At 51.5% G+C, this 25,997-nt stretch carries 30 protein-coding genes and 1 pseudogene; 22 read left to right on the top strand and 9 right to left on the bottom strand.

Annotated elements, in window-relative coordinates; genetic code table 11:
* Positions 1 to 137 precede the first annotated feature (137 nt).
* Positions 138 to 719, top strand: a complete 582-nt coding sequence (locus tag KQI79_RS19655; RefSeq protein WP_216540003.1) for a TetR/AcrR family transcriptional regulator — start codon at positions 138 to 140, stop codon at positions 717 to 719.
* 12 nt (positions 720 to 731) lie between these two features.
* Entirely contained in the window at positions 732 to 1,103 is a 372-nt protein-coding gene (locus KQI79_RS19650; protein ID WP_216540002.1) for a DUF5367 family protein, read from the top strand.
* Positions 1,104 to 1,109: 6 nt separating this feature from the next.
* On the opposite strand, the gene KQI79_RS19645 is transcribed toward KQI79_RS19650, so the two are convergent.
* Positions 1,110 to 2,600 (bottom strand): UDP-N-acetylmuramoyl-L-alanyl-D-glutamate--2,6-diaminopimelate ligase, encoded by a 1,491-nt coding sequence (locus KQI79_RS19645; protein WP_216540001.1) that lies wholly within the window; start codon positions 2,598 to 2,600, stop codon positions 1,110 to 1,112.
* A gap of 179 nt (positions 2,601 to 2,779) precedes the next feature.
* Here KQI79_RS19645 and KQI79_RS19640 point away from each other — a divergent pair, with 179 nt between their 5' ends.
* Positions 2,780 to 4,057, top strand: coding sequence for an Nramp family divalent metal transporter (locus tag KQI79_RS19640; protein ID WP_216540000.1), 1,278 nt, complete (start codon positions 2,780 to 2,782; stop codon positions 4,055 to 4,057).
* 12 nt (positions 4,058 to 4,069) lie between these two features.
* On the opposite strand, the gene KQI79_RS19635 is transcribed toward KQI79_RS19640, so the two are convergent.
* The 4 genes and pseudogenes from KQI79_RS19635 to KQI79_RS19620 all read right to left on the bottom strand — a co-directional run.
* Complete coding sequence (locus tag KQI79_RS19635; RefSeq protein ID WP_216539999.1) at positions 4,070 to 4,543, bottom strand: YhjD family protein; 474 nt, start codon at positions 4,541 to 4,543, stop codon at positions 4,070 to 4,072.
* Positions 4,540 to 5,799, bottom strand: coding sequence for a DNA polymerase IV (locus tag KQI79_RS19630; RefSeq protein ID WP_216539998.1), 1,260 nt, complete (start codon positions 5,797 to 5,799; stop codon positions 4,540 to 4,542). The genes KQI79_RS19635 and KQI79_RS19630 overlap by 4 nt, the downstream gene beginning before the upstream one ends.
* 227 nt (positions 5,800 to 6,026) lie before the next feature.
* Entirely contained in the window at positions 6,027 to 6,386 is a 360-nt protein-coding gene (locus KQI79_RS19625) for a YhjD family protein (protein WP_216539997.1), read from the bottom strand.
* A 168-nt stretch (positions 6,387 to 6,554) separates the two neighbouring features.
* Positions 6,555 to 6,821, bottom strand: a pseudogene (locus tag KQI79_RS19620) (globin domain-containing protein); the annotation flags it as partial.
* A 453-nt stretch (positions 6,822 to 7,274) separates the two neighbouring features.
* On the opposite strand from KQI79_RS19620, the gene KQI79_RS19615 reads away from it, so the two are divergent.
* The 5 genes from KQI79_RS19615 to KQI79_RS19595 all read left to right on the top strand — a co-directional run bounded on the left by KQI79_RS19615 (position 7,275) and on the right by KQI79_RS19595 (position 10,983).
* On the top strand, positions 7,275 to 7,913 hold the full coding sequence (locus tag KQI79_RS19615) for a YitT family protein (protein ID WP_216539995.1): 639 nt from the start codon (positions 7,275 to 7,277) through the stop codon (positions 7,911 to 7,913).
* Between the two features lie 185 nt (positions 7,914 to 8,098).
* On the top strand, positions 8,099 to 9,229 hold the full coding sequence (locus KQI79_RS19610; RefSeq protein ID WP_216539994.1) for a PRK06851 family protein: 1,131 nt from the start codon (positions 8,099 to 8,101) through the stop codon (positions 9,227 to 9,229).
* Positions 9,230 to 9,380: 151 nt separating this feature from the next.
* Positions 9,381 to 9,893 carry an acyl-CoA thioesterase gene (locus KQI79_RS19605; protein ID WP_216539993.1) on the top strand — a complete coding sequence of 171 codons (513 nt, stop codon included), beginning with the start codon at positions 9,381 to 9,383 and terminating at the stop codon, positions 9,891 to 9,893.
* Between the two features lie 282 nt (positions 9,894 to 10,175).
* A complete protein-coding gene (locus tag KQI79_RS19600; RefSeq protein WP_216539992.1) occupies positions 10,176 to 10,514 on the top strand; it encodes a hypothetical protein in 339 nt (112 codons plus the stop codon).
* A 307-nt stretch (positions 10,515 to 10,821) separates the two neighbouring features.
* Complete coding sequence (locus tag KQI79_RS19595) at positions 10,822 to 10,983, top strand: hypothetical protein (protein ID WP_216539991.1); 162 nt, start codon at positions 10,822 to 10,824, stop codon at positions 10,981 to 10,983.
* Positions 10,984 to 11,119: 136 nt separating this feature from the next.
* Here the strand turns inward: KQI79_RS19595 and KQI79_RS19590 are convergent, their stop codons facing one another.
* Positions 11,120 to 11,281, bottom strand: a complete 162-nt coding sequence (locus KQI79_RS19590) for a hypothetical protein (RefSeq protein WP_216539990.1) — start codon at positions 11,279 to 11,281, stop codon at positions 11,120 to 11,122.
* A gap of 194 nt (positions 11,282 to 11,475) precedes the next feature.
* Here KQI79_RS19590 and KQI79_RS19585 point away from each other — a divergent pair, with 194 nt between their 5' ends.
* The 4 genes from KQI79_RS19585 to rsmD all read left to right on the top strand — a co-directional run bounded on the left by KQI79_RS19585 (position 11,476) and on the right by rsmD (position 15,015).
* Positions 11,476 to 12,450, top strand: a complete 975-nt coding sequence (locus tag KQI79_RS19585) for a 3'-5' exoribonuclease YhaM family protein (RefSeq protein WP_216539989.1) — start codon at positions 11,476 to 11,478, stop codon at positions 12,448 to 12,450.
* Positions 12,451 to 12,647: 197 nt separating this feature from the next.
* Positions 12,648 to 13,541, top strand: coding sequence for a cation diffusion facilitator family transporter (locus KQI79_RS19580; RefSeq protein WP_216539988.1), 894 nt, complete (start codon positions 12,648 to 12,650; stop codon positions 13,539 to 13,541).
* A gap of 121 nt (positions 13,542 to 13,662) precedes the next feature.
* Positions 13,663 to 14,040: a WGxxGxxG family protein gene (locus KQI79_RS19575; protein WP_216539987.1), complete on the top strand. Its 378-nt coding sequence runs from the start codon at positions 13,663 to 13,665 to the stop codon at positions 14,038 to 14,040.
* 411 nt (positions 14,041 to 14,451) lie between these two features.
* Entirely contained in the window at positions 14,452 to 15,015 is a 564-nt protein-coding gene (gene rsmD, locus KQI79_RS19570) for a 16S rRNA (guanine(966)-N(2))-methyltransferase RsmD (protein WP_216539986.1), read from the top strand.
* Positions 15,016 to 15,059: 44 nt separating this feature from the next.
* On the opposite strand, the gene KQI79_RS19565 is transcribed toward rsmD, so the two are convergent.
* Positions 15,060 to 15,356, bottom strand: a complete 297-nt coding sequence (locus KQI79_RS19565) for a hypothetical protein (protein ID WP_216539985.1) — start codon at positions 15,354 to 15,356, stop codon at positions 15,060 to 15,062.
* On the opposite strand from KQI79_RS19565, the gene coaD reads away from it, so the two are divergent.
* Complete coding sequence (gene coaD / locus KQI79_RS19560; RefSeq protein ID WP_216539984.1) at positions 15,345 to 15,857, top strand: pantetheine-phosphate adenylyltransferase; 513 nt, start codon at positions 15,345 to 15,347, stop codon at positions 15,855 to 15,857. The genes KQI79_RS19565 and coaD overlap by 12 nt on opposite strands.
* A gap of 362 nt (positions 15,858 to 16,219) precedes the next feature.
* Here the strand turns inward: coaD and KQI79_RS19555 are convergent, their stop codons facing one another.
* A complete protein-coding gene (locus KQI79_RS19555) occupies positions 16,220 to 17,473 on the bottom strand; it encodes a nucleoside recognition domain-containing protein (protein ID WP_216539983.1) in 1,254 nt (417 codons plus the stop codon).
* Between the two features lie 148 nt (positions 17,474 to 17,621).
* Between KQI79_RS19555 and KQI79_RS19550 the strand changes: the two genes are divergently transcribed.
* On the top strand, positions 17,622 to 18,656 hold the full coding sequence (locus KQI79_RS19550) for a YlbL family protein (RefSeq protein WP_216539982.1): 1,035 nt from the start codon (positions 17,622 to 17,624) through the stop codon (positions 18,654 to 18,656).
* On the opposite strand, the gene KQI79_RS19545 is transcribed toward KQI79_RS19550, so the two are convergent.
* Complete coding sequence (locus KQI79_RS19545) at positions 18,653 to 19,912, bottom strand: nucleotidyltransferase (protein WP_216539981.1); 1,260 nt, start codon at positions 19,910 to 19,912, stop codon at positions 18,653 to 18,655. The genes KQI79_RS19550 and KQI79_RS19545 overlap by 4 nt on opposite strands.
* Positions 19,913 to 20,025: 113 nt before the next feature.
* On the opposite strand from KQI79_RS19545, the gene KQI79_RS19540 reads away from it, so the two are divergent.
* The 8 genes from KQI79_RS19540 (at position 20,026) to acpP (ending at position 25,852) form a co-directional block, all read left to right on the top strand.
* Entirely contained in the window at positions 20,026 to 20,538 is a 513-nt protein-coding gene (locus KQI79_RS19540; RefSeq protein WP_216539980.1) for a YceD family protein, read from the top strand.
* A gap of 42 nt (positions 20,539 to 20,580) precedes the next feature.
* On the top strand, positions 20,581 to 20,754 hold the full coding sequence (gene rpmF, locus KQI79_RS19535) for a 50S ribosomal protein L32 (protein ID WP_036645943.1): 174 nt from the start codon (positions 20,581 to 20,583) through the stop codon (positions 20,752 to 20,754).
* A gap of 389 nt (positions 20,755 to 21,143) precedes the next feature.
* Positions 21,144 to 21,749 carry a transcription factor FapR gene (gene fapR / locus KQI79_RS19530; protein WP_230193018.1) on the top strand — a complete coding sequence of 202 codons (606 nt, stop codon included), beginning with the start codon at positions 21,144 to 21,146 and terminating at the stop codon, positions 21,747 to 21,749.
* Entirely contained in the window at positions 21,746 to 22,738 is a 993-nt protein-coding gene (gene plsX / locus KQI79_RS19525; RefSeq protein ID WP_216539979.1) for a phosphate acyltransferase PlsX, read from the top strand. The genes fapR and plsX overlap by 4 nt, the downstream gene beginning before the upstream one ends.
* Positions 22,739 to 22,751: 13 nt before the next feature.
* Positions 22,752 to 23,738, top strand: coding sequence for a beta-ketoacyl-ACP synthase III (locus KQI79_RS19520; RefSeq protein ID WP_216540029.1), 987 nt, complete (start codon positions 22,752 to 22,754; stop codon positions 23,736 to 23,738).
* Positions 23,739 to 23,789: 51 nt separating this feature from the next.
* Positions 23,790 to 24,713 carry an ACP S-malonyltransferase gene (gene fabD / locus KQI79_RS19515; protein WP_216539978.1) on the top strand — a complete coding sequence of 308 codons (924 nt, stop codon included), beginning with the start codon at positions 23,790 to 23,792 and terminating at the stop codon, positions 24,711 to 24,713.
* A 50-nt stretch (positions 24,714 to 24,763) separates the two neighbouring features.
* Positions 24,764 to 25,522, top strand: coding sequence for a 3-oxoacyl-[acyl-carrier-protein] reductase (gene fabG, locus KQI79_RS19510; RefSeq protein WP_216539977.1), 759 nt, complete (start codon positions 24,764 to 24,766; stop codon positions 25,520 to 25,522).
* Between the two features lie 96 nt (positions 25,523 to 25,618).
* The gene (gene acpP, locus KQI79_RS19505) at positions 25,619 to 25,852 is read left to right on the top strand and encodes an acyl carrier protein (RefSeq protein WP_216539976.1); all 234 of its coding nucleotides are present in this window, start codon (positions 25,619 to 25,621) and stop codon (positions 25,850 to 25,852) included.
* Positions 25,853 to 25,997 lie beyond the last annotated feature (145 nt).

The following is a 25,997-nucleotide window of genomic DNA, read 5'->3' as shown; positions in this document are numbered from 1 at the left end:
GAGAGGCGCTTGTTTGCGTATTGGCGTTTTTTTGGGCGATTCCTTTCGGAAAAGACGTTGACTTGGAAACGGCAGATCGTTACAATGAACTTAAGTTAGTTAGTTGGATAACTTACATATGCGAGGGAGATGAACCTATGGCGAAACCGAATGTCGTTTCGAAAGCGGATTTGCTTGCTTCAGCCAAGCGTTGCATTGCAGAAGACGGAATCGGCAAGCTCACGCTCAAGGCGGTTGCCGAGGGAGCGGGCGTTACGCAAGGCACGGTATTTTATCACTTTCGTACGAAAGATCAGCTATTGTTCGAAATTGTCAAAGATTTATGCGAATCTTCATGGAACGATTTGAATAACCGGACCGTTTCGCTCGAGCGCAGGGAGGGGATCGGGCAAGCGCTGCAATCCGCCCGAAGCCGCTGCCAATACCGATCTTTTTACCATCAATTGTTTTATTCGCTTGTAGTCGCCGGTTTTCAGCAAGCCGATATTCGCAAACAACTCGGGACATTGCTTCGGATGGAAAACGACCGCCTCAGCCAATTGCTGGACGGCGCGGGACAGAGAACGGAAGAACTGCCGTCCGGGACGGCCGCGATTCTTATCAATGCGCTGATTGACGGTTTAGCGCTGCAAGCTCTGTTGAACGAGGATTTTCCCGTCGACGAGGCGTACGATGCGGTCGAGCGGCTTTGCAACTTATGGTTTGACGCAAGCGAATAGGGAGGGATTGCAATGATTTTTTTTGCGATATTCGGTTTTTTGTTATGGCTGGCCGCTACGCTCGTTTTCAGGTTCGGCGGTTCGGTCTTGCTCGATCCCGGCAATATGACGTTGATTGTTGTCCTTTTTGCCGTCGTTCTGGCGATGCGGCCCGTCTTAATCGGGTTGTTCAAGTTGCGAAACGTTTCCCGCGGCGAACGTATGCATGCTGCCGTCTCGGTGGCTGTCCCCGGCATGCTGCTGGACATGTTCAGTATTGCTTGGTACCAAACGGTCTTTCCCGGGTTGACCGCGGAACAACTTCCGCTTCTGTGCGCATGGCTTTTCTGGGCGTACGCGATCATGATCCTCTCCGGCTTGCAACGGGGAAAAGGTCGGACGTAGCGTCTCCTATCTGCTTCGGCTTCTCTCCCGAATGAATTCCGCGGCCACTTCGGAGTCGTCGAATGGCAGCTTGTCCGTTTTAACGATTTGGACCGTCTCATGCCCTTTGCCGGCAATAATGACGCAATCCTGCGTCCCTGCCGCATGGATCGCGTGGCGAATCGCTTCCCTGCGGTCTGTAATGCGCAAACAGCGGTCGGCGAAAGGATTCGCGCCCAGCCCTCGCGCCATCTCGTCAATAATGCGATCCGGATCTTCGGAACGGGGATTGTCGGACGTTAGAATCGCGAGGTCGGACCATTGCGCGGCGATTTGCGACATCATGGGACGCTTCTCCCGATCGCGGTCGCCTTCGCAGCCGAAGACGCAAATCAGCTTGCCGCTCGTCAGTTCGCGCGCCGTTCTCAAAGCCTTTTCCAGCCCGTCGGGATTATGCGCGTAATCGACAATAACCGAAAAGTCTTGTCCGCTGCGTATCGGTTGGAACCGGCCCTTCACCCCCATAAACGACGCAAGGCCTGAGCGAATATGCTCGACGGGCACGCCTTCGATGAGGCAAACGGCAATCGCGGCCAGCGCGTTGTAAATATTAAACCAGCCGACAATGTTTAAACGGATCGGAAACGCGCCCCGAAACGTATTCGCCGTAAACGTCGTCCCGTCCGGCATCGTTCGTATGTCGCTCGCCCATACGTCGGCGGGATGGCGGATTCCGTATGTGACGAGGGTCGCGGAAGTTTGTTCGGCGATATATTGTGCCGCGGGGTCGTCCGTATTTAATACGGCCGTCTTCGGCGGCGCCCCGAATTTATTGCCGAGTTGAGCGAACAAGAGCGCTTTCGTATGAAGATATCGATCCATCGTTCGGTGGTAATCCAAATGATCATGCGTTAAATTGGTGAATACCGCCGTTTTGAAATCGCAGCCTCTCACTCTGCCCATATCGATCGCTTGAGACGAAACTTCCACAACGGCGTATTCGGCCCCATGCTTTTTCATATCGTGCAAATAGCGCTGCAACTCCAACGATTCGGGCGTCGTATTTACCGTTTTCTCCTGATGCTCGCCAATACGCATGTACATTGTACCGATTAAGCCGGTTTTTTGGCCGTAACGGTTCAGGATCGTTTCGATCATATGGGTTGTCGTGGTCTTGCCGTTTGTGCCGGTCACGCCGATCAGCTTCAAACGATGGGAAGGATGCCCGTAAAATGCGTCGGCCATAACGGCGAGAGCCCGCCGGGTGTCGCGCACTTGTACGATCGTTATCGGATCGGACAATCCGGCCATTTCCCGGTCGGTCATCAAGGCAACGGCTCCATTCGCTATCGCTTCGGCCGCGAATCGATGGCCGTCGACCGTCAAGCCGGGAATGCAGACGAACAGATCTCCCTGCTTCACCTGTCGGGAATCGACGACGATGCGGTTAATCTCAATATGCGGGTCGCCGGAAATTCGTGTCGTGACGAGTCCGATCAATAACGAAGATAACTTCATGCCAATCCCCTGACTTTGCGAATTTTTCACTTTATTTTTTGACAATCGGAGCCATTTTATCCGAATCGTTTTGCAAGAGACTTTGGGTTTGCGCTTTTCACAGTCGATTGATAAGGGACCCCTGATTCGGGCAAGCTAAATTAAGTTTTCTTCCTATCCATCTTAATTATGGAGGACGGATGACATTGAAGAACCGAACCCCGACCCAAAAAACCTCCCGGAAAGCACAGGCGGCGCTGCAAGGGAAGCTGTCAGGCGTAAAAAAAATTTTCCCGTTCCTGGGCCCGGCATTCATAGCGGCTGTTGCCTATATTGATCCCGGCAACTTTGCAACAAACATTACAGCGGGGTCGAAATACGGATATCTTTTGCTGTGGGTCATTGTCGTCTCCAATTTAATGGCGGTACTCATTCAATCCCTGTCGGCTAAGCTGGGCATCGCAACAAGGAAAAATTTGCCCGAGGTAGCACGAGAACGAATACCTAAATTCGTTTCCGTTCTTTTATGGATTCAAAGCGAACTTGTCATTATTGCAACGGATTTGGCGGAATTTATAGGGGCTGCGTTAGGATTATATTTATTATTTCATATTCAGATGGTTCCGGCTGCCGCGATTACAGCTGTCGGATCATTTGCCATATTGGAGTTTCAGCGGCGGGGATACCGTACTTTTGAGGCCGTCATCGGCTCCATGGTTTTTATTGTCGTATTGGCGTTTGCGGTCCAAATCTTTTTGGTGAAACCCGATTTTGCCGCTGTGACCAAAAGTATATTTACGCCAAGGTTTCAAGGGACGGATAGCATTCTGCTCGCTGCCGGCATATTGGGCGCGACGGTGATGCCGCATGCCATTTACCTGCATTCTTCGCTTACCCAAAATCGGGTCGTCGGAAAGAACGAGAAAGAAAAAAAGCAAATTTTCAAATTTGAGCTTATCGATATTATTATAGCAATGGTCGTCGCGGGGGCGATCAATATGAGCATGCTGGTCGTGTCGGCGGCATTGTTTCATAAATACGGCTTGTTTATAGAAGATTTAAGTATTGCTTTCGACGAATTTCATAAGTATGTCGGACCGACTGCTTCGATTTCATTCGCTCTCGGTTTGCTTATAGCGGGATTATCAAGTTCCGCCGTCGGTACATTGTCGGGCGATATCGTCATGCAAGGGTTTATTAACAAACGAATCCATTTATATATCCGAAGAGCGATTACGATGATTCCGCCGCTGCTAATCATTATTTCAGGCGTCAATCCGACGAATGCGCTAGTGATAAGCCAAGTCGTGCTTTCATTTGGAATTGCTTTTGCGCTGGTACCGCTCATTATGTTTACAAGCAATAGGAATATTATGGGGGGATTAGTGAATCGCCGCTTGACAACGATATTGGCTTGGATCATCGCTTTTTTAGTCGTCCTATTGAACATATTTCTTTTATTTGAAACATTGTTTTAATGGCAGTAACGATTATTCGTTTGCACTCATTCGGCCGGCCAATTCTTTCACATATTTGGACAATCGAATGCTGATTTCCGAACGCATAACATCCCGAACCATTCCAAAGCGTTCCTCGTATCCTCTGCAAATAAAACGGTGATATATTACCATATCCGCTTGCTCGTCATTCATGATTTTAATATTACGCCTTGACAATTCGCGGCGCAGTCTGTACAAATCCGCACTTATTCGGTTCATTAATACCCGGCCTGCGGTCAAATAAAGCTGCTTTAGAAGATTGGAACGGTTCTCTATGTCTTCGATGCTCTTTTGTACCATGCTTAACATGTACGGAAGCAGGATACAGTCCCGGATCATGATCAACTCGTCCTCCGTAGGCCGTTTCCGGGAGTTCTTTGCGTCGTGGCGATGTTCGTATTGTTCTTGATGCTCGGTAAGCAGCATTTTGGACTTCCACCGTTCGTTGCCGTCCAGTTTGCTCATTTGTAATGGCCTCCAATCTGTTCCGCCCGCTCGCGGGCTACTCCGGACTGTAGTAACGACGATGCCCTCATAATAGCGGCGCTGCCATACTTATCCTTAATCTCATCCGTTACTCTTTCCAGGCGGTATGCCTTGATTCGGTCGTCGAAAAAAGTAAGCTGAATAACGTTATCGTCTGTCAACTCGGTCAATGCAACATAGAGGTGGCTAACGGGCATGCCGCTCCAATGTTTACGGAAAATTCCGAGAGCCGCCGATGCGACTTCATGTGAAAGGGAGGTAGGATGAGGAATCGTTACCTGTCTATGAAACGAGGCCGAACGTTGGCCATCCGTTTCCGCCGCTCCGACGGACACGACCCGCCCGATATAACCCAGCCTTCTGCTGCGGCGGCAAACCTCCACCACCAATTCCAGCAGCACAACCTCAATATCTTCCATCTTCCGATAAAGGCTGCTTCTGAGCGCCTTGCCGTGGCTAACCGATTTTAATTGATTGCGAATGCTTGCCACGACAGGGCTGGGGTCTATTCCACGCGCCGTCTGCCAATAATATTCCGCCTGTATATCGCTTTGTTTACCCATCTCCCGCCGCATGCGCCTTTTAAAATCATTCAGTTCCAGACGTGCAATGTCGCCGATCGTGCAAAGACCCATGCGCGTAAAATGCCGAGTCATTCGGGAAGCGACCATAAACATTCGATGCACCGGCAACGGCCATAATACGGATTCCAAATTGTCGAAGCCAAGTTTAAAGATGCCTTTGGACGTCTTTTTGGCAAAATTGTCGGTAGCCATTTTGGCCAACACTTTCGTTGGTCCAATTCCGCAACGCGTCCAAACTCCCGTCGATAGCAGGACATGCGTTTGGATCTCGCGGGCAATCTCCTCCGGCGCCCCGAAATAACCGATAGAACCTGTAATATCAAGAAACTGTTCGTCAATGGAATAAGGTTCGACCTGGTCCGTAAAGGACTCGAAGATCTCGGTAAGAAGCAAGGATATGGTGATATAAGTTTGCATTCGGGGCCGTATGACGACCAAATCGGAACATTTCGCAAGCGCCTCGCCCACTCTTTCGGCCGTTGTTACGCCGCGTGATTTGGCCACCGGGCAAGCGGCCAGAATGATTCCGGATTTTCTGGAAGGGTCGCCTACGGCTACCGGCTTGTTTTTTAAGTCCGGCCGGCCCGCCTTTTCAATCGAGGCATAGAATGATTGTCCGTCAATTAACATAATGGTTCGCTCTTGATGCATGGCAATTCACTCCTATAATCGATTCGGAGAAGTGCTAACAAAGTCGGTACACGCCGCCCAATACGAACGTGTATTCTTATTATATACAGAATGTACGTTCGTAATGCAATGGGAATAATTAGAATGTAAAAATCGCCAAGATACTCCTAAATCTACAGCAAATAAGTTATCGATAAAGCAGCAAAAAGAAGAAGGCAGGGGAAGCGAGCGAGGTTTTGTCAAAAATTTCAATTCTGAAGATACCGGGTAAGCCCCCTTTCGATGTCGGACTTCACGACACTCCACAGCATGGACAATTTGCGGTGGTATCCGCGGCAAAGATAAAGGGCTTCGATGCCATTTGCCGTTCGATTCTCCTCATATACGCGAATGCCGCGCGTCTTCAGCCTGTTTCTGATTCGTACCAAATCTTTGTGGGTTTGATCTTGCACCTGGCGCAGATGGTTAATATAGACTTCGGGCATCTTTAAACGGACGGTTCCAAGAACGTTAATATCCCGCTCCAGTACATCGAGCAAGATCGGGAGCAGCACGTATTGTTTGACGAGCAGGAAATCTTCTTCCGTTTGCTGGGGAACGGTTTTCATGCGAACACTTCCTTAACGGTTGTATAATTTATTCCAATAATCAAACATATGTTCCTGTTATGATTATATTCAGAATAGCGAATACGGATTCTCATTTCAAGCGGAATTTTCGCGATTTGCAAAAAATAAACCAACACCCCGTCCGCGAGCGCGGGGGCAGGGTGTTGGGAGCGCACGGTGCTTATGCGCAATTTGCTCGACCGTCGGCATGATCGCATGCAGCCGATCGATGTGGGCCGCGGCGGCATATACCGCATTCGCCAGCGCCGCCTGCTGTTTGCCTTGCCGTTGGTTGGCGTGATTGAATATATTTAAAAGTTCGGGGTAGTTCGCAAATAAGAGCTTGTAAAATGTTTCCGTAATAGCCCGGCCGTTCGTCTCCAACACCGGTACAGTCGATTTAATGATATCGTTCGTTGATTCAACATCGTTCATCCCTCTTTTTCCATCGTATAATGTGTTGCATCCCTTGGCATATCGCCATGAGTCCCAGTATAGTACCGGTAAAGGGAGTGAATTGTGATCTAAGTCACAGAAAAAACGGCCGAAAGGTGAACGTTTCCGATACAAAAACCGCCTTTATTAGACAAAATATTCTGAAAATTCTTTCTTCTTAAACGATGCATGTTGTGGTATAATAAATGTATCATTTCAAAAAAAGAAAGGATCAGGATACCATGTGTCCCCGAAGGACGAATTCCCAAAGGACAGTCTGGAAACGTTATGATCTCTCCTACACTTAGCTTCGTCATTGGTTGATATGTCGGCTTGCCAACAACCAATTACGAAAGAAGAGTGTGATGATGCGAAGGATGAAGTCCTCGAAGTTTCTTCACGTGGTTGGTTGTACGTTTGAAACGAAACCAACGACGATAAGAGGGAACTTATATGAGGAGAAAAGAAGAACGGATTCAACAGGGTAAACAAATTGCTGTCATTTTAATCGGTACGTTTATTTTGGCTTTTAGTTACTATCACATCAATTTTCAGAATAATTTGGCGGAAGGAAGCTTTGTCGGTTTGGCATTGCTGGGCAAGTACGCGTTTGACTGGTCGCCTGCGATTACGATGCTGATGCTCGATATTCCGATCATTGTCGCTGCGATGTTTGTGAAAGGGCGCAATTTTTTGCTCAATACGGTAATTGCCGCAGCCTCGCTGTCCATATTTTACGATTTGTTCGAGCGCTTCTCGCCTTTGGTCATGGACTTTCGCCATAATATGCTCATCGCGGCGATATTGTCGGGCGTAACGACCGGATTCGGAGCCGGGATCGTGCTTCGCTTCGGCGGAGCGACGGGCGGCGACGACATCTTGGCTTTATTTCTGAGCAAGTGGACCGGAATTTCAATCGGAACGATGTTCATATTGTTTGACGTGATCGTATTATTGCTGTCGCTTGTTTATTTGCCGATCGCCGAAACGTTGTATACGATTCTTGCGGTCAGCATCGCAGGGAAAATGATTACATGGACCGTTCACTACGGCGTGAAAGGAAAGATTGCATTGCCGGTTAGGAACGGGTAAGAAAGCAGGGAGATAAGGCGTTGGACATTTTTTTGACAAAAGAATTAGAATAAGAAAGCGCACGGATCGGCAACGATTTGATGCGCTTTTTTTTGTTTCCGCCCGCTTCCGCTGGGCAAACACACCTATTTGACGCTCGCATATGATACAATGGATAGTTGCAGACAGAAAGGAGAGGTTCGAATATGTTCGGCACAACGAGACATTTTTTTGCGGAAGGGAATACGGCGCGGGGTTTGCACAGCTTGTACGAATCGGCTTTTCGGGGGCTGCGGCATGTCATTGTGCTGCAAGGAGAACCGGGAACGGGGAAATCTTCGCTCATTCGCCGTATCGCAGAGGATATGTCGGGTCGAGGGCAACGCTTGGAACTGTTCCATAGCCCGCGGGATCCGGAAACGCTGGACGGGTTGATCGCGGCCGATTTGCGGATCGGCGTCGTCGACGGCTCTGCCTTTGCCGATGCGAAGACGGCGCTGCCGGGGACGGCCGTGCAAACTTTCGATTTCGGAGAAGCCGTAGACGCGGGGCGATTGGCCGACCGCCGGGAGGAAATTGCAAATTTGCTGGAGCGAATCGGTACGGAGCATCGTGAGGCGTACGAATGCTTTCAGCGCGCTTTGCGCATCCATGACGAATGGGAACAGATTTATATCGGGAACATGTCGTTCGAGAAGGCGGATCGGGTCGTAGAGGAGCTTATGGCCGAATTATTCGGCGATAGCGGCCAAGGGACGAACGAAGCAGGCGGCATAAGGCATTTATTCCTTGGAGCGGCGACGCCCCAGGGAGCTGTCGATTATGTGCCCAACATTACGGAGGGGGCGAGCAAGCGAATTTTTATCAAGGGACGTCCGGGTTCCGGCAAGTCGACAATGCTGAAAAAGCTGGCCGCCGAAGCCGAGAAACGCCGCTTTCACGTGGAAATGTTCCATTGCGGCTTCGACCCGAACAGTATCGATATGGTGATCGTCCCGGAGCTCGGGACGGCGATTTTCGACAGTACGGCTCCTCATGAGCACAATCCGAGCAGGGAAGGCGACGAAATCCTCGATATGTACGAGCGGACGATGGAACCGGGAACCGACGAACGGTATAGGGAGCAGTTGGCGCGGGTGAAGTCGGACTATTCGGCTGCCATGAAGCAGGCGACGGCCTGCTTGGCTGCCGCCTATTCGCTGCGTCTTCGGCTGCGGGCCGTTTACGCGACCGCAACCGATTATACGGTGGTAGACTGTATAGGCGGGCAAGTGCTTAAGGAAATGGAACGGTTGGCGGGCACGGCTTATAACGAAAGCGCGGGCGTATCCGGTTAGGCTGTAAGCATCTCTTGCGGCACCCTGAGAGGTGCCGTATTTTTATGGAGATATGATGGCAAACTAGGAACAAATATCAAAAACGAAATGGTTTGATGAGTCTCCCGTTTGAAGAAAAGAAACCGCGACGAAAGAGGCGTAACAAGCAAGCATGGACGGCGTTTATATCAAAGAGACGAGATGTTTTAAGACATCAAGAGTGTTTCCCTTGGACGTCAACAATCATGAAACGATGTTCGGGGGCAAATTAATGTCCTATATCGACGACATCGCTTCCATATCCGCTTCCAAACTGTGTCGTGTCACTGCGGTAACGGCTTCTACCGATTCGGTCGATTTTCTCTATCCGATTCGTCCCACCGATTCCGTTTCTTTGGAATCGTTCGTCACCTGGACGGGAAGAACTTCGATGGAAGTGTTCGTGAAAGTCATTACGGAAGATTTACGAACCGGAGAGCGGAAAATAGCGGCCACCTCTTTTTTGACGTTCGTGGGGCTCGACGAGCATAACAAAGCCGTGCCGGTGCCGAAGGTCATTCCCGAAACGGAAGAGGAGCATAAAATGCACGAAACCGCGCCGCAACGGGCGGAAATGCGGAAAATCAGAAGAGAAGAAAGCAAAAAATTCGCCGACTATCTGCTCACGAAATATCCATGGGAATAACAAGGGACGTCAGAACAAAGAATGGAGTACGAACATGTCCGCTAAGCGGGCATGTTTTTTTTTGTTCATTTGCCTGCAAGACAGAGTCAGTCCTAATGTAAATATTTACCTTTTAATTTAATTAAACTTTAATGTTCATTTAATGCTGCTTTCAGACTCGGTCTGTACAGTACAAACTAACACAAAAAAAGGAGGGATTAACATGTGATCCCATAAGAGAACTCGAAGCTTTGTTCAAAGAGATACCTAAAATGAAAACGTCTATATATGGAGGGATAGGAAATGAAATGGAATAAAAAAAATGTATTGGTTCTTTTGGCGCTTGCAGTGATGTTGGTGGCGGCAGGATGTTCGGGCAGTGCGGATCCCGGGTCCGTAGACGATACGAATTCGGGCGTGGAACAAGGCGATACGACAACGGACGGCATGACTGACGTTCCGGAAGGCGGCACGGAGGATACGGGGGGCATGACCGATACAGGTGACATGGGAGAGGCTCCAACGGATTCCAATGTGGAGGACCCGGCGGCGGATAGCGGAGATGCGCCGGCGAATGACGAGGATGCGGCAACGGATGCTCCTGCGGAATCGTCCGACGATATGCCGGCGGATGGGCAATGATAAGAGGTTGTTCAAAAAGTCCACTTTTGATCACGAAGAGTATATTGGGAGCGGAATCGACATCGAATCTTGCGTTCACCCTCGAAGTCCGGTGCTCATGTAGGTTTTGCCTACACTCCGCTCCTCCTTCTTCGGGTTCTCGCAACCTTCTCGGTGCTGAAAAGTCGACTTTTAGAACACGCACTATAAGAATGGCAATAACATAATTTAATCTAATTTTAATATAGGCGTAATTTTGTTTTAATGTTGCGCCGGTATACTGTAACTATGTAATCGTGAAAAAGAGTAATCTAGGGGAAGGATAGTTATGAAACCGGATAAAATAACCGTATCACTCTTGTCGTGCGCCGTGTTGCTCGCAGCGATCCATCATTCCGCCAAAGCCCGGACGAATGAACATTCGGACGCTTGCGGCGAACCGCCGGCTTCCGAGACAACCTTATCGCAAGCTGGTAAGAAAACGGAATAAATCCGGTGTTTTCAGACCGTCCCCTTTCCAATATATATTCCTTTCGGCGATTAACCGAGCCGGTTAGCGTCATGAAGAGCCCAAGAGAATCCTTGGGCTCTTCGCTGTCTTTGCTTACTTAGGAGCCACGTCTGCGCTAAAGTTTTAAAATATCGATAAAATTTAATGCCGCAATAGCGATGGAAATGTGGAACAGCATCTCAAACCATGATTTCCTCGTAATCGTTTGATAGGCGACATAGACCGAACGAATGACGATAACGATGAGAGCAAGCTGGAACAAAAGATGGAATACCATACGTTTCCCTCCTTTTGCGGGCGTTGATAGAGCGCCCTTTTAATATAATTCCTTAAAGTATTGTATTCTTCAACGATAAAAAGGACAGGGCATCGATCATAAATTGTTGCAATAAAGGCTGTCAATCGCATGATATAATGGATAGGAGCATGGATGCCGGTCGATTTAATTTTTTGAAATGGGAGAGGAATACAATGAGTTTAATTAAAACGTTTGCCGACGGGGACGAAATAACGGGATTTTATTTGCTGAAAAGCGCTGCGGTCAAGCAGACGAACGGCACGCCGCCGAAGGATTATTTCGATCTGATCCTGGCCGATCGAAGCGGGGAAATTTCCGCTAAATTCTGGGATGCGGCGCCGGCCGACAAGGAGACCTATTTCGCGCCGATGTTGGTGAAGGTAAAAGGTATTGTTCATACATACAGGGAAAAGCTGCAATTCAAAGTCGTCCGGATGAGGCCGGCCACCGATGAAGACGGCTATTCGCTGACGGAATTTATCCGGTCGGCCCCGGTCCCGCCTGTCGATTTGGTGGGCGTTATGAAAAGAACCGCGGCAAGCCTTACGGATGAAGACATGAGAACGATTGTCCAGTACGTTATCGCCAAAGTCGAAGATAAGCTGATGCATTATCCGGCCGGAAAAGGGATGCATCACGCTTTTTATGCGGGACTCGCGTACCATATTGTCAGAATGCTTGAGTTAGGGGAATTCGTAGCGAAGCAACGCCCGTTTCTTAACCGGGATTTGCTGCTGGCGGGCATCCTCATTCACGATATCGCGAAAACGGAAGAGATGGACGCCGAACTTGGGATCGTGAAGGATTACAGCTTCACGGGCAAATTGCTCGGGCATATTTCATTGGCCGCCAATTGGACTGTGGAAGCGGCAATTGCAAGCGGCATCGATACGAATTCCGAAACGGTCGTTCTCTTGCAGCATCTCATTTTATCGCATCACAATTTGGGGGAATGGGGGAGTCCGGTGCAGCCGCAGATTCCCGAAGCGGTAGCGCTGCATTACATCGATCAGTTGGACGCGAAGTTGCAGGCGGTGGAAGATGCGGTGGATACTTTGCCGGACACGGAACAATGGACCGCACCGCTGCGAATTATTGAGAATAAGCAGATTTATCGTGCAAAAATAAAGCAAAATGCGCCTGTTTGAATAGGTTGTTCAAAAAGTCATCTTTTGATCACGTAGCGTTTTTGTGCGATGAAAAATGTTTTCCTTATGCCAAACAAAGTTGGCTGCTTATAATAAATAAGTTTTGAGGCAACAATGTTTCTCTAGACCCACACAAACTTCATCGGATAATATAGAATTCAAGCATGATGATAGAGTTTGATGGAAAAGGATTGATTATGTTGCAGCCAACGAAAGTAGCCGGTTTATCTATTGTGAGCAATACGTTTGTCGTTTTGCTGAAACTTATTGTGGGAATCATTACCGGATCGGTCGCCGTCGTTTCCGAAGCGATTCACTCCTCGCTCGATTTGATGGCGTCCGTGATCGCATTTTTCTCGGTTCGAATTTCTTCCCGGCCGCCCGATAAGGAGCATCCGTACGGTCACGGCAAATTCGAGAACATTTCAGGCACGATTGAAACATTGCTTATTTTTGTTGCGGGAATATGGATTATATACGAATCCGTTCACAAGCTCCTTCACCCCGAACCGATCCGGCTGCCGATGTTGGGCGTGTCCGTTATGCTGATCGGAGCGGCTGTGAATTTCGTAGTCGGACGATACGTGAAAAAAACGGGCGAAAAAATTCAGTCCGTTGCGATGCGTTCCAACGCGTTGCATCTGTTGACCGATGTTTATTCGTCGTTAGGGGTCGCTGTGAGCTTGCTGCTGGTCAGTTTGACCGGCTGGCATATTCTCGATCCCCTGATCGGTATCGCGATAGCGCTGTATATTATGAAGGAAGCCGTATCGCTCGGAAAGGAGTCGTTCCTGCCTTTATTGGACACCCGATTGTCCAAAGAAGAGGAGGGCCGCATCCGGCATATTATCGATTCTTACAGCAACGAGTTTATCGAGTATCACGATCTGAGAACGAGAAGGTCCGGGCCCGAAGAATATATCGATTTCCACTTGGTCGTTCCGTCCGATATTAATGTTGAAACGGCGCATCATCTATGCGACCGCATCGAGAAGGATATTCAAGAGGTGCTCCATCGGCCTAAAGTATTTATTCATATCGAACCGGAGCATGAAAGGAAATACACGAAACCCCTCAAGCAATCGCAGTAACGATTTATGAGTATTCGCCTGGTATGGGAAATAAATACATGAATCATGGTGAATAAATAATGTATTTGTACAAATCCTAACTTACAAATACCACCTAAACATACCAAGGAGGATATATATCATGAAAAAAGCATTGTTTTGTTTCGCGGCCGCTATGTTGCTGACGGTTAGCGTTGCTTTTTCGGCTAGCGCACAAACCGTTGCAACGACGGGTACGACGACGACAGGCGTCGGCACCACTACGACCAATTACGGCACGACCACAAACGGAGTAGGCGGTTACCGTACTTACGATTCCGGCTTCGATAACGCTGGAGTGACGAGAACGGGCAACAACGTAGGGCAAAGAATGACTAATTACAACGGCGTAACGACAGGAACGACCAATTACCGCGCCTATAATACGGGAACGAACGGCGGCAACTGGGGATGGCTGGGGCTGCTCGGTTTGATCGGTTTGGCCGGCATGATGGGCAGAAACAGAAATCCACAATCGTAAACTCATAAGCAAGAAAGATCGCTTCACCGGCCTTAAGAGGCTTGGGGGAGCGATCTTTTTTGTGCCGCAAAAAAAGCCCCGGCGGCGGGACTTTGAGCTTACGGCCGTAAAATAATTCGGGCGCCCCTTTCGGAGCGCCCATCATGGGAGAGGAGAAACCGGACGAAGAACTTATGGGGAAACGTAAGTCTTCTCCGCGGTTGTCTACGACATTCGATGATGTCGATAATTTAAGTATTGCCCATCTTGTCGGAATTATACATTCGGGGAAATATTGTAATAATAACGACATGAAAAGGAAAAGATCAGCTTGCCGGCCGATTGCGCCAGTCTTGGCATCGGACGGCTCAAGTGGTACGATAACATAAGCGATCATAATGTTGGGAAATGCAGCAAAGCGGGGGAACTTCATTGAGAGTAATTTCAGGCAAGGCGAAAGGCCGTCCGTTAAAAGCGGTGCCCGGCATGGGCACGAGGCCGACGACGGATAAAGTGAAGGAAGCGATATTTAGCATGATCGGTCCTTATTTTGAAGGAGGGGCCGCGCTCGATTTATTCGCGGGGACGGGAGGACTCGGGATCGAAGCTTTAAGCCGGGGGATGGAGCGCGCCGTCTTTATTGATAAAGATCCGAAAAGCGTCGAGGCGATCCGGCACAACTTGCGCGCCGCGAATTTGGCCGAGCAGGCGGAAGTATACCGCAATGACGCCGTACGGGCGCTTAAGGCGCTCGAGAAGCGCAATGCCGCATTCGATCTTATTTTCCTCGATCCTCCTTACCGTATGAAGGATATGGACGAATTAATGATATCGATGGCGCAAAAAAAATTGGTTCGCGAAGGAGCGACCGTTCTTGTCGAATTCGATGCGGAGCATCATTATCCCGAGACGTTCGACGCGTTCCGTTGCGTCAAGCTTTCAACTTACGGGGACACGAAGGTGGCCGTATATTGCTATCTCGCTTCCCAAGACTAGGCGCTTGCTTCCGAAGCGAGTTTTGTTCGCAGCAAACCAAAGAATCAACGCTCACAAAACAAAGCGTATGCTTCCGAAGCAAGTTTTGTTCGCAGCAAATCAAAGAAGTAACGCTCACAAAACAAAGCGTATGCTTCCGAAGCAAGTTTTGTTCGCAGCAAATCAAAGAAGTAACGCTCACAAAACAAAGCGTATGCTTCCGAAGCAAGTTTTGTTCGCAGCAAATCAAAGAAGTAACGCTCACAAAACAAAGCGTATGCTTCCGAAGCAAGTTTTGTTCGCAGCAAATCAAAGAAGTAACGCTCACAAAACTCTAAGGGGGAGCCAACATGACCGAACAAACAAAACGGACGCCGAGAGTAGCCGTCTACCCGGGCAGCTTCGATCCGGTAACCCAAGGACATATGGATATTATTCAACGCGCGGCGAAGCATTTCGATAAACTGATCGTCGCTATACTTAACAATACGAGCAAAAACCCGCTTTTTACGGTGGAGGAGCGGAAACATCTGCTGATGGAGGTTACGGCGCATTTGCCTAACGTTGAAGTGGACAGCTTCCGCGATTTGCTGGTGAACTATATGCGAACAAAACAAGCGCATGTCATTGTGCGGGGAATCCGCTCGGTAACCGATTTTGAATATGAGCTTCAGATGGCGTCGACCAATCATAAATTAGATGGAGATATCGAAACGATATTTATGATGACCAACCCGAAATATTCTTACTTAAGCTCGAGCATCGTGAAGGAAGTCGCGCAATTTGGCGGCCCCGTCAACGATCTGGTTCCTCCGGTGGTGGAGCGGGCGCTGCGCGGGAAGTACGCCGGCAAGGAGCACTAGCGTTGCATCGTAAAAGGATGCGGATTCGAGTTTATGGAAGTTGTTATGCGCGATTGGGCCGCAACTGGCCGTGTCGAATACCAGTTCCTGCAAAACATGCATGTATTCCCCCAACCAAACAGGAAATGAGGGAAAAAGCCGGCGATTCGCGCTGTGTGCGCTAACGAAACGCAAACACGCTAATAGCCTGTAAATCACCTTGATGCTCGTGTAACGAAACTAAAACACGCTAATGAAGGGGAAAAGGCGGCAAAATCGCCGATTTTCAATGAATAGCGATATGTGCTTTCGTTAGAATGGGATTGCCTTCGAATAGCGAAGTATCCCCTTGGGACTCCGTCCCCAAACCACCCATGCTCCGTTTACGGTTTGCGGGGACGAAACGCGGCGATGGCGGCCGAAAGAACGATCATCAAGCTTAACAGCAAAATAAGCCATAGCAGCAGCGCGTAAGGCTGGACGGTCGTTAATGCGCGAAACAGCGATTCGACAAGCGGAGCGGACGCCTCCCGGGAAGCATCCCCATTCTGCGGCGCGTACAATGTGGCGAGCGCCCGAACGTTGCCTCCTACAAGACGTTGCAGCGGCTGCCATAACGCGAAGGTAAGGACGAACGCGACCGCGGCGTGCAGCAGCCGCGCGCCGAGAAAAGAAGCGTAGCTTAAATCCGTCGCGCGCGTAATGCTGCGAACTTGCAAGTGCGCGCTAATGCCGCTCCAAGCGAGAATGGCGCCGAGAAAGGCCATTTGCCACATTTGCGACGCGAACGGAGCGGTGCTGACGGCATGGGCGCCGAGATTGATTTCAAAAAAGCCGTTGATCGCATAACGGCTCATTTCCTGAGGCACGGCGAGACGTACGACTTGAATGACGACGGAAAATATCATCATATACCCGCCGACCATCAGCAAGGTTTGAACGGCGGAGCCGACCGCTTCTCCGAGCAGTTTGCCGAAGCTGCGCCCGTCTTGGCGGTGCGCGTCCCGCATCGCCGCGATCATGCGCCGGACGCGGGCGAACATCCCGCCTGTCACAGAGGCGTAACGAGCCGGGGCGGCTCGCTCCGGCGCCGGTTCAGGCGCCGGCGGGGCGAACCAGCGCAGCAGCAAACCGGTAATGACGATCGACGACCAATGAACGATCGCGATCATGAGACCGAGTTCCGCCTGATGCAGAAAGCCGACGCCGACAACGACAATCATAAAAACCGGATTGCTGACATGGGACAATGCGAGCAGCCTTTGCGCCTCCTGCCGGCTGAGCGCTTTCTGCTGCCTCAGCTTGACGGCGGCGACCGCGCCGGCGGGATAACCCGCGGTCCAGCCGAGCGACATCGCCCAGCCTCCGACACCGGGGATGCGAAACAATACCCGCAGCAGCGGGTCGATTAAAACGCCCAAGGCATGAACCCAGCCGAAGGCGATCAAAATTTCCGACAACACGAGAAATGGCAGCAAGGCGGGAAAAACAAGTTTCCACCAAATGGATAACCCTTGAAGCGAAGCTTGAAACGCTTGGTCGGGGTACAGGACGATACAAACGACAAGCAATACAGCGCTAAAACCCATAATGACCGTGACGATCGGACTGTCGTGCCGATTGATTGCGCCGAACATATTCTTCACCTCTTCGCATAGACATACGCAATAGTACATGTCTACGCGGACAGGCGTACGTTTAGACCTGCCGAAGAAGACGGGGTTCGAAAAGTCGAACGGCGGATTTTTTGCATAGCCTCTTAAGGAAGGAGCGACCGAAAGACCGATGGGGAAACAATATGCGAATAGAAGCGGCATAAAGCTGCTTCTCTATATTTTCGGCATCGTCGTAGCAGCTTATATTCTCGTCTTTATGCCGACGCCTTATGTTATCTACGAGCCGGGCAGCGCCGAGGAAATTCGGCCGATGGTATCCATCCCGTCCGCGGACACGACGGAGAACGGCGCATTTATGCTGACGACCGTATTGCGGAAAAACGCGAATATCGTCTCGATCGTGGCGTCGACCTTCGACGCGAACGCGCAAATTTCCAAAAATAATTTGGCCGGCCGCTCGGAAAAAGAATACGCGACAGAGCAATTGATCAACATGAGCGATTCGCAATCGAACGCGATGATGGCGGCCTATACGCATGCGAACGTGCCGTTTCAGGTCGTTACCGATAAGCTGGTCGTTATATACAACATCCCCGAGTTGGAAACGCATAACGATTTTCAGTCCGGGGACGAAATTTTGAGCGTAAACGGCGTGAAGATCGAAAAGTACGAAGATATGGCTTACGCGCTGCAAAACAACCGTGTCGGAGATACGATCCGGTCTACCGTACTGCGCAAAGGCAAAGAAACGGTCGTCTCAGCCCAGTTGATCGAAATCAAAGATCCCGAAGGGAAGTCGCGGGCGGCGCTTGGGCTTCGGCTCGGCATCGTGCAAAAAGTGAAAGCGGACGATCCGTCCAAGCAAATTACGTTTTCGGCCGGCGATATCGGGGGGCCTTCTGCGGGACTGATGTTTACATTGGAAATTTATAATCAATTGACTGCGGGAGATTTGAGCAAAGGCTACCGGATCGCCGGCACGGGAACGGTGACGCCGAGCGGATCGGTAGGCATTATCGGCGGGGTTCAGCATAAAATCGTCGCGGCGGACCGCCAGCGGGCCGATATCTTTTTCGTGCCGCAAGACAATTACGCCGAAGCGAAGCGGAAATGGGAGCAGATCAAATCGTCGATGCAACTCGTTCCCGTCAAAACGGTGGATGAGGCGCTGGACTATTTGACGCAGCTCCCGGACAAAGATTAGCGGCGGAGCGGAGGTTCGTAATAGTCGCGGAACAATGCGCGCGGCGAAGAGGCGGCGGTTGCGGCGGCGTACACGGAGGAGGCGCGCAAATCGAGCGCGAACAAAGGATCGGCTCCGGTCCTGTTCGCATATTGCGCCGCATTCGTCACGACCGGCACTTTCGCCGTCTTTTTCATGCGCTTTAACAGCTCTTGTCCTTGGCGGGAAAAGCCGAGGACGCGCAAATAGCCGGCGCCTTGCCGCAACTTGTCGGGCGTCAGAAGCCGTTTCGGATGCTGCAGCAAAATATGGGTCAAGGTGCGCTGCAGCTTCGTATGCGTATACCTTTTCGTTTTGAGCGCGGCCAGCAGCGCAGCGACGCTGACGGAAGGCAATAGGGGCAGCGCCTGCTTGATGCGGTGCTCCAAGCCTTCGTTCACCTCATGCAGCCCGGCCAATTCCGCGGCGGATCGCGCCAGCAAGCTGTGGAACAACGGGCCTGCGAACGCTTCCCAGCCGATGCCCCCGCGTCCGGCCGCGATTTCCCGCCGCAGTATGCGGTAGGCCTCTTCCGGCATGTACGGCCGTACCGGCTCCGGATCGCCGCCGGCCATTCGTTTGCGGATCGCGGTCGCGCTGGCAATATGCGCGTCGGTAAAGCGCTCTTCGCCGTATCCCGCCTTCACGCGGGCTACCGTATACGGTTCGATCGCGCTCCGAAGCCGTTCCAGCGCGATCAAATAATGAAGCCCTAGCGTATTGTTGGGCTGGGCGAGCAGCGCGGACAGATCGGCGGCGTCGACAACGCCGGAAGCGCTTGCGGCCGCATACGCGGCGACCGCCGCGGCGAAGGCGGTCGGGTAGCTGGCGCCGCGCTTCAGCTCCGCCCGGACGAGCTCGCGCAAGCCCGGCGGCTCGTCGCGGAGCAGCTTGGCGAGAGCGCGCAACTGCGTCAGCTCGCCGCACTCGCTGCCGAAGCATAGCGCGTCGACGACGCCGGTCGCATCGAGCGCGCGGACGGCGCCGTAGGCGAACCATTCCGCCGGCTGCACGGCATAGGCGACCGGCAGCTCGAGCACGAGATCGACGCCCATGGCGAGCGCCATCTCCGCGCGCGCCCATTTGTCGACGATCGCCGGTTCGCCGCGCTGCAGAAAGTGGCCGCTCATGATCGCGACTACGGCGCCCGCGCCGGTTTGTTCTTTCGATTGATGGAAATGATAAACATGTCCGTTATGCAGCGGATTGTATTCGACAATGATTCCGACCGTTCTCAACACCCACAAATCCTTTCGTTTCGGTTCATATCTTACTATATCACGGCGATAATAAGGTTGACAAAAGCGCAACTGAATCGCTATAATAATCTTTGTTTGTTTGGAGTGATGATATGCATTTTCATTTTCGCGAAATCGGCAAAGGAAAGACCGCCGAATTTCATCAAACGATCGATGTCAATCACATTATCGAAGGCCGGAACGACATTACGTCGATCAGCCCGCTGCGGGTCGACCTGCAGGCGAGCCCCGCGCCGGAGTCTGTGGTCGACGTTCGCGGGGAATTGCACGTTCGGATGGATCTGAACTGTTCCCGCTGTTTGGCTCCGCTCACCGAAACATACGTCATTCCGTTCCACGAACAGTTTAAACAAATGGAGAATCCAGCCGAGGCCGACGAAGACGAAGAATTGATCTTCGTATCCGAAGATCAGGTCGATATCAAGCCGTATGTGGAAGAAACATTGTACATGAATCTTCCTTACGTTCCGTTGTGCGGCGAGGATTGCAAAGGTTTATGCCCGACTTGCGGGCAAAATTTGAACGAACAAGCCTGTAGCTGTTCAAACGAGCGAATCGACCCGCGGCTTGCGGGACTGAAAGATTTTTTCAAATCTCAAAAGTGACGATTGCGAAAACATCCGGAATTATAGTAAGGAGGTGGGAACATGGCAGTACCTCAAAGAAGAACGTCCAAAACGCGTCGCGACAAACGTCGCACTCACTTTAAATTGGCGGTGCCTGGAATGGTAAAATGCGAGCAATGCGGCGAATTGAAGCTTGCTCACCACGTCTGCAAAGTTTGCGGAACATACAAATCTAGAGAAATCATTAGCCAATAATGCGCTTAAGTAGTACTTCATCTATGGTGGAGTGCTATTTTTTTGCCGTAATGAAGGCGTTGGGGCGCGGGATGGCTGCGGCAATGATGCGAATATTGTAAGGAATACAACATACTCAAGGGCGCAAAGCCGGAATTGGCCGCATAGGATCCATTGCAAGCGTTGAAGAGCGGGCGCTCACTTCGATGAACTCTCGTTGGGAGTTTTTTTGTTTGTTTTTTGAGCGATTATTTAATATACTTAGCACTAGTACCAGGTTCTAGATACCGGTGAACAAGGAACGGGTCAATAACGGCCGGTCGCGCCGATGGATAGAGATGGACGAAGCGGTTGAAACGAACGACTTGAAATACATATTGCGATTCAAGATTTTGAATACGGCTGGAAAGGTGGTGCGGGACATCGAACGTTTACCCAAAAGACAACGGCAGCAATTATTAGTCAAAATCATAGAAGACAATCCGTTCGTAACCGACCAGGAGCTCACCCGGCAGTTGAAAGTAAGCATTCAGACGGTACGGCTCGACCGGATGGAGCTGGGCATACCGGAGCTGAGGGAACGGCTGAAATTGATGGCCGAGCGCTCGTACGATTCCGTACGCTCGCTGCCGCTGCACGAAATCATCGGAGATATTATCGATCTGCAGCTTGACCGCAGCGGCATTTCCATCTTTGAAATAAGGGAGGAGCATGTATTCTCCCGTACGCATATCGCGCGCGGCCATCATGTATTCGCGCAGGCGAATTCGCTCGCCGTCGCCGTCATTAACGAGGAAATCGCCTTGACCGCTTCCGCGGATATCCGGTTTATACGTCCGGTTCATCTCGGCGAAAAATGCATCGCCAAGGCGTATGTGCGCTCCATATCCGGTCAAAGAGGGAAAGCGAAAGTCGAAGTATTTACGTATGTGGGGGAAGAGATGGTTTTTCAAGGAAATTTTGTTATCTATCGTTCCGGCAACGAAGCGGGCAGCGAAGGAGTGAACCAGGAATGAGGATTGCCATTGACGCGATGGGCGGCGATCACGCGCCGGTCAGCAATGTGGAAGGCGCGATCGCGGCCGCGCAGTTATGGACAGACACGGAGATCATTCTGGTCGGGGACGAAGCCGAGTTGGAACGGCTCTTGGCGGAAAGAACGAAACCCGCGAACGTTCGGGTGCATCACAGCTCGGAAGTCATCCTCGCCGACGACGAGCCGGTTAAGGCGGTGCGGCGCAAGAAGGACGCTTCCATGGTCGTTGCCGGCCGGCTTGTCAAGGAGAAACAGGCGGAGGCGATGATATCGGCCGGCAATACCGGCGCGCTCATGGCAACGGGATTGCTCGTGGTCGGCCGGATGAAAGGAATCGAGCGCCCCGCGCTCGCGCCGATCATTCCGACGATGAACGATCAAGGCGTGCTGGCGCTCGATCTGGGCGCGAATATGGATGCGAAGCCGGAGCATTTGCTGCAATACGCCATCATGGGGAGCATTTACCGGGAAAAAGTATATGGCGTGAAAAAACCGCGCGTCGGCTTGCTCAACGTAGGAACGGAAGCGATGAAAGGCAACGAACTGACGAAAGAAACGTATCCTTTACTGGAACAGGCGCCGATCCGCTTTATCGGCAACGTCGAATCCCGCGACGTATTGAACGGGAACTGCGACGTGCTCGTATGCGACGGATTCGTCGGCAATATTTTACTGAAATCGCTCGAGGGGACGGCGGGGGCGCTATTTTCCGTATTGAAACAGGAATTTACCCGTTCCTGGCTGACAAAGCTGGCCGCCTCGATTTTAATGCCGGGCTTGAAACGGCTCCGCAGCAAAATGGATTATAAGGAACACGGCGGCGCACCGCTTCTAGGTCTTGATGGGATCGTCATTAAAGCGCACGGCTCTTCCGACGCCACCGCCGTTCAAAATGCGGTTCGCCAGGCGAGAGCCGCCATACGGAACAATTTCATCGAAACGATCTCATCGGAAATTAGCGGGAAGTGAGTTGTTGAACATTATGACATTACGTTCGGTTGGAATATTGGGAACAGGAAAATATGTGCCGGATCGCGTGCTGAAGAATGCGGATTTGGAAAAGATGGTGGACACGAACGACGAATGGATCGTGTCCCGCACCGGCATGAAGGAACGCCGGATCGCCGCGCCGGATCAGGCAACCTCGGATTTGGCTTTTCATGCGGCGCAAGCGGCGCTGCGCTCGGCGGGCATTACGGCCGAACAGCTTGATCTGATTATCGTGGCGACGATTACGCCCGATATGGCTTTTCCTTCGACCGCTTGCATTTTGCAGGATCGTTTGGGGGCGAAGAAAGCGGCCGCCTTCGATTTGTCGGCGGCGTGCTCCGGCTTCATATACGGTCTGGCGACGGCGAACAATTTTATCGCCACAGGCATGTATGAATACGTGCTCGTTATCGGCGCGGACTGCTTGTCCCGCATAACGGACTATACGGATCGCAATACATGCGTATTATTCGGCGACGGCGCGGGCGCTGCCGTGCTTGGCGCGGTGCCGGAAGGCCGCGGTTTCCGGTCGTTCGAACTCGGCGCGGACGGCTCCGGCGGGGAATTGCTCAATTTGAAGGGCGGCGGCTCGCGGATGCCTGCTTCGATCGAATCGGTGGAAGGACGGAATCATTATATTTATATGGCAGGCAGCGAAGTGTTCAAATTTGCCGTGCGCATTATGGGGAATGCGGCGGAAGAAGCGTTGAAGAAAGCGGGAATGACGAAAGAAGATATCAATCTGCTTATTCCGCATCAAGCGAACAATCGCATTATTCAAGCGTCCTTGTCCCGGCTTAATCTTCCGGAAGAGAAATGCATGATTAATTTGCCGAAATACGCCAATACGTCGGCGGCATCCATTCCGCTGGCGCTCGCGGAAGCGGCGGAGGAAGGCCGGATGCGGGAAGGAGACTGCGTCGTGCTTGTCGGCTTCGGCGGAGGCTTGACCTGGGGCGCTTCGGTAATAATTTGGTAGGTACTATACACGGCATTAGTATAATAGACAGTAATGAAAGGGGAGTTCACAATGGGGAAAATCGCCTTTGTATTTCCCGGACAAGGGGCTCAGGCGGTTGGCATGGGCAAGGACGTCTATGCCGCCGTCCCGGCTTCCCGCCGCATATTCGACCTTGCGGACGAAACGCTCGGTTTCCCGCTTACGGAAATCGCCTTCGGCGGACCTGACGAACAATTAAAACAAACGGTCAATACCCAGCCGGCGTTATTGACGACGAGCGTGGCATTCTATGAAGCGTTCAAGGAAAAGGGCGTGCGCCCCGATTTCGTTGCGGGGCACAGCTTGGGCGAATACAGCGCCCTGGTCGCGGCCGGAGCGATTTCGTTCGAACAAGCGGTTGCGACCGTGCGCGCCCGCGGCCAATTTATGGAGGAGGCGGTGCCGGGCGGACAAGGCGCGATGGCGGCCGCACTCGGCGCGGAGCGGGAAGCGCTCCGATCGCTATGCGAAGCGATATCGGCGGAGACGGGCCTCGTCGAGCTTGCAAACGTCAACTGCCCGGGACAAATCGTCGTATCGGGCAGCAAAGAAGGCGTGGAAGCGGTCGTTCAGCGCGGCAAAGAAGCGGGGGCGAAGCGCGTCATTCCGCTGGAGGTGAGCGGACCGTTCCATTCTTCGCTCATGAAGCCCGCTGCCGAGCGGCTTGCGCAAACGCTGCAGAACGTTGCGTTGCAGAACGCGGCGATTCCTGTCGTCGCGAACGTTACCGCCCGGCCGGTTGCCGAAGCGGACCAAATCCGCGAATTGCTTGTCCGGCAAGTATATTCCCCTGTCCTTTGGGAAGACAGTATACAGTGGTTGCTTGAACAAGGGACGGATACGTTTGTCGAAATCGGATCGGGCACGGTGCTTGCCGGTCTGATCAAAAAAATCGACAAATCGGCGCGCATCGTATCGATCAACAGCCTGGATGCGCTGCAAGCTTTCGCATGATCGTTTCAGCATGATAGAATGAGAAGACATTTTGGCAGGGAGGGAATTCGATGTCGAACTTATCCGGCGCGCTGCATGGCAAGTCGGCGCTCGTTACCGGCGCTTCGCGCGGAATCGGGCGGGAAATCGCATTGACGCTCGCTGAAGCGGGGGCGGACGTCGCCGTGAATTACAGCGGCAGCGAGGCGGCCGCAGCGGCCGTCGTCGAGCAAATTGAGGCGATGGGCCGCAAGGCGTTCGCGGTGAAGGCGAACGTCGGCAAAAGCGCCGAAGCCGAGGCGATGGTCAAACAAGTGCTTGACCAATTCGGGAAATTGGATATATTAGTGAATAATGCAGGCATTACAAGAGATAATTTAATTATGCGTATGAAGGAAGAAGAGTTCGATCAAGTGATCGAAACGAATTTGAAGGGCGTATTCAATTGCGTGAAAGCAGTAACCCGCCCGATGATGAAGCAACGTTCCGGCCGAATCGTCAACATCTCGTCGGTCGTCGGCGTACTGGGAAATCCCGGGCAAGCGAACTACGTCGCGGCGAAAGCGGGCGTCATCGGACTGACGAAGGCGTCCGCGCGCGAGCTCGCTTCGCGCGGAATTACCGTCAATTGCGTCGCTCCGGGTTTTATCGAAACCGATATGACCGATCAACTGCCGGAAGAAATACGGAGCGGACTTTTATCGCAAATTCCGTTGTCGCGTCTCGGCCAGCCGAAAGATATCGCCAAAGCCGTCCTTTTTCTCGTATCCGACGACGCCGCGTATATGACGGGACAGACGATTCACGTTGACGGCGGCATGTATATGTAATTCGAATCGGCGAACTCGTTGAACATATTTTTGCAGCCGGATTGTATGGTAATTTAATTCGAATTCTCGTATAATACCAAAGAGGAGGTGAACCGGATGTCCGATGTATTGGAACGCGTAAAGCGCATTGTTGTCGATCGTTTAGGCGTTGACGAGGCTGAAGTTACACTGGAAGCATCTTTCAAAGATGATCTTGGCGCTGATTCTCTCGATGTCGTTGAATTGGTGATGGAATTGGAAGATGAGTTTGATATGGAAATCTCTGATGAAGATGCGGAGAAAATCACAACTGTAGGTGAAGTTGTAAATTACATACAATCTCATACCTAATTTTCCGAAAGCAGGCATTGCTTTGGAAACAGGCATACAGTTAGTAAAAGTCCCGTTGCAAAAAACGGGACTTCTCCTTTCATCATTCGTTCCATTCGGGATTCATGAATGCAATCATTATTCTTGCGAATTGCAATCTATATAG

Source organism: Paenibacillus sp. MSJ-34, from assembly GCF_018918005.1.
GTDB lineage: Bacteria > Bacillota > Bacilli > Paenibacillales > Paenibacillaceae > MSJ-34.
The sequence above is the reverse complement of the archived record's forward strand: the minus strand, read 5'-3'. Positions and strand labels throughout refer to the sequence as shown.

Bases quoted from the DNA above. Each gene is read 5' to 3' on its own strand.
- KQI79_RS19655 (WP_216540003.1), top strand. From the start codon at position 138: ATGGCGAAACCGAATGTCGTTTCGAAAGCGGATTTGCTTGCTTCAGCC.
- KQI79_RS19650 (WP_216540002.1), top strand. From the start codon at position 732: ATGATTTTTTTTGCGATATTCGGTTTTTTGTTATGGCTGGCCGCTACG.
- KQI79_RS19645 (WP_216540001.1), bottom strand. From the start codon at position 2,600: ATGAAGTTATCTTCGTTATTGATCGGACTCGTCACGACACGAATTTCC.
- KQI79_RS19640 (WP_216540000.1), top strand. From the start codon at position 2,780: ATGACATTGAAGAACCGAACCCCGACCCAAAAAACCTCCCGGAAAGCA.
- KQI79_RS19635 (WP_216539999.1), bottom strand. From the start codon at position 4,543: ATGAGCAAACTGGACGGCAACGAACGGTGGAAGTCCAAAATGCTGCTT.
- KQI79_RS19630 (WP_216539998.1), bottom strand. From the start codon at position 5,799: ATGCATCAAGAGCGAACCATTATGTTAATTGACGGACAATCATTCTAT.
- KQI79_RS19625 (WP_216539997.1), bottom strand. From the start codon at position 6,386: ATGAAAACCGTTCCCCAGCAAACGGAAGAAGATTTCCTGCTCGTCAAA.
- KQI79_RS19615 (WP_216539995.1), top strand. From the start codon at position 7,275: ATGAGGAGAAAAGAAGAACGGATTCAACAGGGTAAACAAATTGCTGTC.
- KQI79_RS19610 (WP_216539994.1), top strand. From the start codon at position 8,099: ATGTTCGGCACAACGAGACATTTTTTTGCGGAAGGGAATACGGCGCGG.
- KQI79_RS19605 (WP_216539993.1), top strand. From the start codon at position 9,381: ATGGACGGCGTTTATATCAAAGAGACGAGATGTTTTAAGACATCAAGA.
- KQI79_RS19600 (WP_216539992.1), top strand. From the start codon at position 10,176: ATGAAATGGAATAAAAAAAATGTATTGGTTCTTTTGGCGCTTGCAGTG.
- KQI79_RS19595 (WP_216539991.1), top strand. From the start codon at position 10,822: ATGAAACCGGATAAAATAACCGTATCACTCTTGTCGTGCGCCGTGTTG.
- KQI79_RS19590 (WP_216539990.1), bottom strand. From the start codon at position 11,281: ATGGTATTCCATCTTTTGTTCCAGCTTGCTCTCATCGTTATCGTCATT.
- KQI79_RS19585 (WP_216539989.1), top strand. From the start codon at position 11,476: ATGAGTTTAATTAAAACGTTTGCCGACGGGGACGAAATAACGGGATTT.
- KQI79_RS19580 (WP_216539988.1), top strand. From the start codon at position 12,648: ATGTTGCAGCCAACGAAAGTAGCCGGTTTATCTATTGTGAGCAATACG.
- KQI79_RS19575 (WP_216539987.1), top strand. From the start codon at position 13,663: ATGAAAAAAGCATTGTTTTGTTTCGCGGCCGCTATGTTGCTGACGGTT.
- coaD (WP_216539984.1), top strand. From the start codon at position 15,345: ATGACCGAACAAACAAAACGGACGCCGAGAGTAGCCGTCTACCCGGGC.
- KQI79_RS19555 (WP_216539983.1), bottom strand. From the start codon at position 17,473: ATGTTCGGCGCAATCAATCGGCACGACAGTCCGATCGTCACGGTCATT.
- KQI79_RS19550 (WP_216539982.1), top strand. From the start codon at position 17,622: ATGGGGAAACAATATGCGAATAGAAGCGGCATAAAGCTGCTTCTCTAT.
- KQI79_RS19540 (WP_216539980.1), top strand. From the start codon at position 20,026: ATGCATTTTCATTTTCGCGAAATCGGCAAAGGAAAGACCGCCGAATTT.
- rpmF (WP_036645943.1), top strand. From the start codon at position 20,581: ATGGCAGTACCTCAAAGAAGAACGTCCAAAACGCGTCGCGACAAACGT.
- plsX (WP_216539979.1), top strand. From the start codon at position 21,746: ATGAGGATTGCCATTGACGCGATGGGCGGCGATCACGCGCCGGTCAGC.
- KQI79_RS19520 (WP_216540029.1), top strand. From the start codon at position 22,752: ATGACATTACGTTCGGTTGGAATATTGGGAACAGGAAAATATGTGCCG.
- fabD (WP_216539978.1), top strand. From the start codon at position 23,790: ATGGGGAAAATCGCCTTTGTATTTCCCGGACAAGGGGCTCAGGCGGTT.
- fabG (WP_216539977.1), top strand. From the start codon at position 24,764: ATGTCGAACTTATCCGGCGCGCTGCATGGCAAGTCGGCGCTCGTTACC.
- acpP (WP_216539976.1), top strand. From the start codon at position 25,619: ATGTCCGATGTATTGGAACGCGTAAAGCGCATTGTTGTCGATCGTTTA.